The 5,254-nt window shown below is 41.5% G+C and carries 6 protein-coding genes; 5 read left to right on the forward strand and 1 reads right to left on the reverse strand.

Features of this window, described 5'->3' with window-relative positions:
- From VLN09_RS06265 to VLN09_RS06280, 4 genes are all read left to right on the forward strand, one after another.
- Positions 1 to 1,048, forward strand: a 1,048-nt coding sequence (locus VLN09_RS06265) for a VWA domain-containing protein (protein ID WP_325244737.1), incomplete at its 5' end; no start/stop codon positions are given.
- A gap of 350 nt (positions 1,049 to 1,398) precedes the next feature.
- Positions 1,399 to 1,899, forward strand: a complete 501-nt coding sequence (locus VLN09_RS06270; RefSeq protein ID WP_325244739.1) for a hypothetical protein — start codon at positions 1,399 to 1,401, stop codon at positions 1,897 to 1,899.
- A gap of 366 nt (positions 1,900 to 2,265) precedes the next feature.
- Positions 2,266 to 2,688 (forward strand): YbaN family protein, encoded by a 423-nt coding sequence (locus VLN09_RS06275; RefSeq protein WP_325244741.1) that lies wholly within the window; start codon positions 2,266 to 2,268, stop codon positions 2,686 to 2,688.
- 244 nt (positions 2,689 to 2,932) lie between these two features.
- Positions 2,933 to 3,142, forward strand: a complete 210-nt coding sequence (locus tag VLN09_RS06280; protein ID WP_010201661.1) for a cold-shock protein — start codon at positions 2,933 to 2,935, stop codon at positions 3,140 to 3,142.
- 184 nt (positions 3,143 to 3,326) lie between these two features.
- Here the strand turns inward: VLN09_RS06280 and VLN09_RS06285 are convergent, their stop codons facing one another.
- A complete protein-coding gene (locus VLN09_RS06285) occupies positions 3,327 to 4,409 on the reverse strand; it encodes a YeiH family protein (protein ID WP_325244743.1) in 1,083 nt (360 codons plus the stop codon).
- Between the two features lie 227 nt (positions 4,410 to 4,636).
- Between VLN09_RS06285 and VLN09_RS06290 the strand changes: the two genes are divergently transcribed.
- On the forward strand, positions 4,637 to 5,254 hold a 618-nt coding region (locus tag VLN09_RS06290), incomplete at its 3' end, for a LysR family transcriptional regulator (protein WP_325244744.1).

Genomic DNA, 5,254 nt, shown 5'->3' on the forward strand with positions numbered 1-5,254 from the left:
TCAAGCCGAGTTTGAAGTCAATTTATCCAAACTGGCTGCTAATATAGACAGCTTGTTTTTTGTGTTATCGGCTGATACCACGCTGAATCAAATTCAATCGTTAGAGATTGGCATTTGGCAGCAGTCGCAAAAAGCGCAGGCAGAGTATCAAGCAGCAGACTTTGCCCAGCAGCAAGCCAGTATGCTGATGCAGCTTTATCGTAAGAGTGGCGTGTGGCGAGTATCTAACGTCGCGCAAGGCTTTAATGGTGGGCTTGCCGCCATCGTGCAGCATTTCGGCGGCGATGTAGAAGAGGGCAACTCGACAGCAGACGTAACCGCCACGCCAATTCAAGCAAAACCGTCGTTAGAAAAGATCATGCTAGAGAAAGCACCAAAGCTAGTTAACCTTGCCAAAAAAGCCACCATATCGCTTGAGAAACGCCAATTGCAGCAATTAACGGCAAAAGTGGCATTGGTGTTAGATGCCAGTGGCTCAATGAACAGACAGTATAAAAAAGGCCGTGTGCAAGAGGTGGTCAACCGCTTATTGCCACTGGCAGTGAGCTTCGATGATGACCAAGCGCTAGACTGCTGGGCGTTTGCCCGCGACCCGCAATATTTGGGTGAAATTGGGCTGAGCAACTATGACGGTTTTATTGACAACGCTCATGGCGGCTGGCGCAAATGGGCACTTGGCCCACGCGTTAATAACGAAGCAGAGGTCATGAAAGCCGTGACGGAGTTTTACCAAAAAGACGGCCTTGATGTGCCTATCTACGTGCTATTTATCAGTGATGGCGGGGTGAATGACAATCGCGGTATCACTAGAGTCATGACTGAAGCCGCGAAACTACCGATATTTTGGCAGTTTGTGGGCTTGGGTGGTCGTGGTTATGGCATCCTAAAAAAAATAGATGACATGACAGGGCGCGTGATTGATAATTGCGACTTTTTTGAATTAGATGATTTGGACGATATTAGCGAAGAAGCCTTGTATGAAAACATGCTAGAAGAGTTTCCAAGCTGGTTAAAAGAAGCACGCGAGATAGGATTGATAGCGAAATAAATCAGCATCTTGTCACAAAAGATGAAAACCTTTCACAGTCTCGCTGTGAGCGGTTTTTCTAAGCCAAAAAACAAGCGTGATGTATAAATCAATCATGAACACCTAATCACCAAACACGGTATCCACATAGGCAACAGTGACAAAAGTTAGCCACGCTACAATAAAGTCGTTTATAAGTGCACTTTTTTACAAATAAAAGTAATAGGGCTGATAATATGAATATATGCGCATTAATTGCTCTAGATTTTGAGGTTATCTAAATAGAAAAATAAACAGAAAATACTATACCGAATCTTGTAGTACACAAGATATTTTTAAATCAAGTTTCTCTAGGTTTAGGGATAATGACTATGATAAAGATAAATATGTATGTCATTTTTTGGGTCGCCCTGTCGTTTTTTACCTTTCTTGTTACCATGAGTAATATAAAAGGTCGTAGGTTAAGCCGTGATAGCGCTTCTATGTCAAGAGCGCCAAAAGCACTCAGTAGCGATAGGTTCGATATTGAATCCAGTTTTTATAGAGCGGATGCAACGTGGCACGATATTATATTTTTTCACGCGTCTGCATCAGGTGTGGCTATCGTACTATTGGTTTTAATTATCAAGGGCGAGGCGTTGTTCCCTGGAACCGTTGTCTTTTTTGGCGCGCTGTCTTCCATCGCCATATTCACCATTAGCATGGTGCTTCTTTTATTAGCATTTTATTTTTATACCATCTCCATTTTGAAACTTGGCAATACATTAGCCAGCATACAGATCAATGGTAAAGAGCTTAAAACCATGTACGCGATTATGGGCGTCTTTGGCTATTTTTTGATATTTGCGGTACTGGCGTTGATATTGGTTTAGCGTTAGAAATAAAACCTATCTGTCGAAAATATTTTATATAGTAAATAAAAACTGCTTACCATCTAAACGGTGAGCGGTTTTTTTATCTCGTTTACTTGGCTTAAAACTAAGAGGGTAGCTACCCAAAATATAGCGAAATACACATTTTATTCCACTCAGAAATGGTAGTAACTGCCACGCTAAAGAGAATAATTCTACAACATCTAATGGTGCCTATTTACTCAATCACTAACCAAACATACTCAGCAGTAGCAAAACCCTGCAAAATCAGTCTTGAAATGGGTTATCAACTTCTTTATCTTTGATAGCCCATATAGGTAGTTCATACTTAATGACCTAACGTCTAACACTGACTGATAAAATCCCATGACTCAATCAAAAAAAGCTTTTTATTATCGACCCAAGACCAATCAACATACTAGTCCAACCGTACGTTGGGCGTTTTTGGTATTTGGTTGGATATTTTTCGCCTTGGGTATTATTGGTATATTGTTACCTGTCATGCCGACAGCACCTTTTATATTACTGGCGGCAGGTTGCTGGGCGCGGAGCTCACGGCGCTTTCACTTTTGGCTCATTAATCATAAATACTTTGGTAAATTCGTTCGAGATTGGGAAGATAGTCATGCTGTACCCTTATATGCGAAGTGGTTAGCGACGATAATGATGATAATTTCAACGACTATGTTATTTTTTAACATTCCCACCGATATGATGTGGGTGGCGTGGCTGGTAGGCGTGGTCTGTACAGGGGTAGCGGTATATTTATTCCGTTTGCCAAATGCCTAAAATACGTTGATTTTAGGGCAAAAAACAGTCAAAAATGGGCTTTGGTTACACGAAACCTAAGATAAGACTTGCGATAATGGGATGTTGCCCTTATAATACCTCCAAGCTTAAGAGCAGTTCTGCACCAAATCATTACCTCGTAGTATTAGTTATAATCCTTCGTTTTAATATTTATCGTTCAGTAGCTATTTGCAAGCGTTACCGGTCACTAGACCATTAATAAATTTAAAAGTAGGATTATATTATGTCAGATACTCAAAAAGGTACAGTTAAGTGGTTCAACGAAGCTAAAGGCTTTGGTTTTATCGCTCCAGAAACTGGCGCAGACGTTTTTGCTCATTACAGCGAAATCACTGGTTCAGGCTTCAAAACTTTAGCTGAAGGCCAAGAAGTTGAGTTCACTGTAACTCAAGGTCAAAAAGGTCCACAAGCTCATAACATCGTTGCTATCTAATCTGTCTTTATAGACAATTAGAGCAAGATGAGTAAAAAACGAACCCTCGGGTTCGTTTTTTTTCGTCTAACATGTGATGTGAATTGACTATAAAAAATGCCTACGACTATCATCATAGTACGTAGGCATTTTTGTTTTTATATAATGAGCAGGCTATCAAAGCATTAACTAGATTAAAAGTTAATTAAAGAAAACTGATACCGATATTGATAAGACCGCCACCAACGATTAACCATATAAACATTATCGCGCCGAGTATCAGAGGTTTGACGCCCGCTTGCTTGATGGCACTTAGATGGGTGGTTAAACCAAGGGCAAACATTGCCATGGTGAGTAGGATATCATCAAACAAAACCATATTATGCTCAAAGCTCTCAGACATGTTTAGCCAAGTATGCAGTAAGACGATTAAGATAAAAATAAAGGCGAACCATGGTACTTTGACTTCTTTAATACGGCTCATAACTGAAGCAGTTTGACCATTTTTGCTATTGCCTTTGGTCAAAGCAAAAGATAGTACCAATAGGAAGGGAGCGAGCATCATGACCCGAATCATTTTGGTTACAACCGCCGTATCGCCAACTTCTGGACTGACGGTATTACCAGCAACTACCACCTGCGCGACTTCATGAATAGTCGCGCCAGTATATATCCCATACTGTTCGACACTCAGCCAAGGTTGTAACCAACCAAGATGATAGAGAAAGGGGTAGAGCAGCATGGCAATTGTCCCAAAGACGACCACTGTAGCGACAGCGATAGTGACTTTATGCGCTTCTGCTTTGACGATTGGATCAGCGGCGATGACTGCGGCAGCTCCGCAAATACTAGCACCTGAGCCTATCAATAGCGTGGTTTGTTTATCAACTTTTAATAATTTGGTGCCTATCCAATAGGTTAGAAGGAAGGTCGACGTTAGTACTAAAGCATCGCTCATCACTGCCGGTAAACCGACACTTGATACTTGGGTTAGGGTCAATTTAAAACCATAGAACATAATGGCGAGTCTTAAAATCTGCCCTTTAGCAAAACCAACCCCAAGAGCCAAGCGCTCAGCGACACTTGGGTAAACCGTATTGCCAAGTATCATACCGAGTAAAATTGCCAGCGTCAGCGAGGACAATCCAATGAGGCGTCCATTCGACCAGTTATCTAAACTGCTATTTAGCCATAAACAAAATAAGCTGCCGATCAGCACTACGGTTAGTCCTGCTAAATGGTGACCGCGTGGGAAATAACTGGCGACTGATTGGGTAAAAGTGTTCATGACTGACTGTCCTAGTCGATTGACTGCTTTGTTGGTTGACTGTTTTATTGATAATCGAAACAAGTATAAGTTTATGAATGGACAGTATAAGGCAAGTCGATTTATAATAAAAACAGATTAATAAGATAGAAATTATCGATTTTATAGGTTGATGAATCACTTTCAGTCATTTTTTAAATTGAGAATGAAAAGACTCTTAAGAACAGAAATAAGGGATAGATGTCCTCATGAAAAAAGCCGTACAGACTATACCGAAGATTACGCTGCGACAACTGGCCATATTTGTCAGTATCTATCAAACAGGCAGCACCAGCCGTGCTAGTGAAGCACTGCATTTGTCACAATCAGCGGTCAGTAGTGCACTGACAGAATTAGAAGCAAGGTTGCAGATGCCATTGTTTGAGCGTGTCGGGCGCAGGCTTAATCAACATCCCAATGCCCATCCTATTTATATACAGGCGCAAGCAATCTTAGGGCAGTCGTTAACGCTTGAGCATTATCATAAGTCGCAAGTAGGGCAGATTCATATCGGTGCCAGTACCACCATTGGCAATTATGTATTGCCGCCGCTGCTTGCCAAGCTATATGATGCGCTGCCAGATGCAGATGTTGATATGTATATTGCCAATACTCAAGAGGTAGTAGCAGAGGTTGAGCAATTGAATATTGATATCGCGCTGGTGGAAGGCATGCCGCGTCCCACTGATATGAAAGTCATTGAACAGCGAGCATGGCGAACAGATACTTTGATGGTTTTTGCCAAGCGCGACAGTAAGTGGCTGACTGGTATTGAGGCGTATAACGATAAGGATAATTGCTATAAGCTAAGTATTGAGCAATTGACA

It is taken from the genome of Psychrobacter sp. (assembly GCF_035469765.1).
Lineage (GTDB): Bacteria > Pseudomonadota > Gammaproteobacteria > Pseudomonadales > Moraxellaceae > Psychrobacter.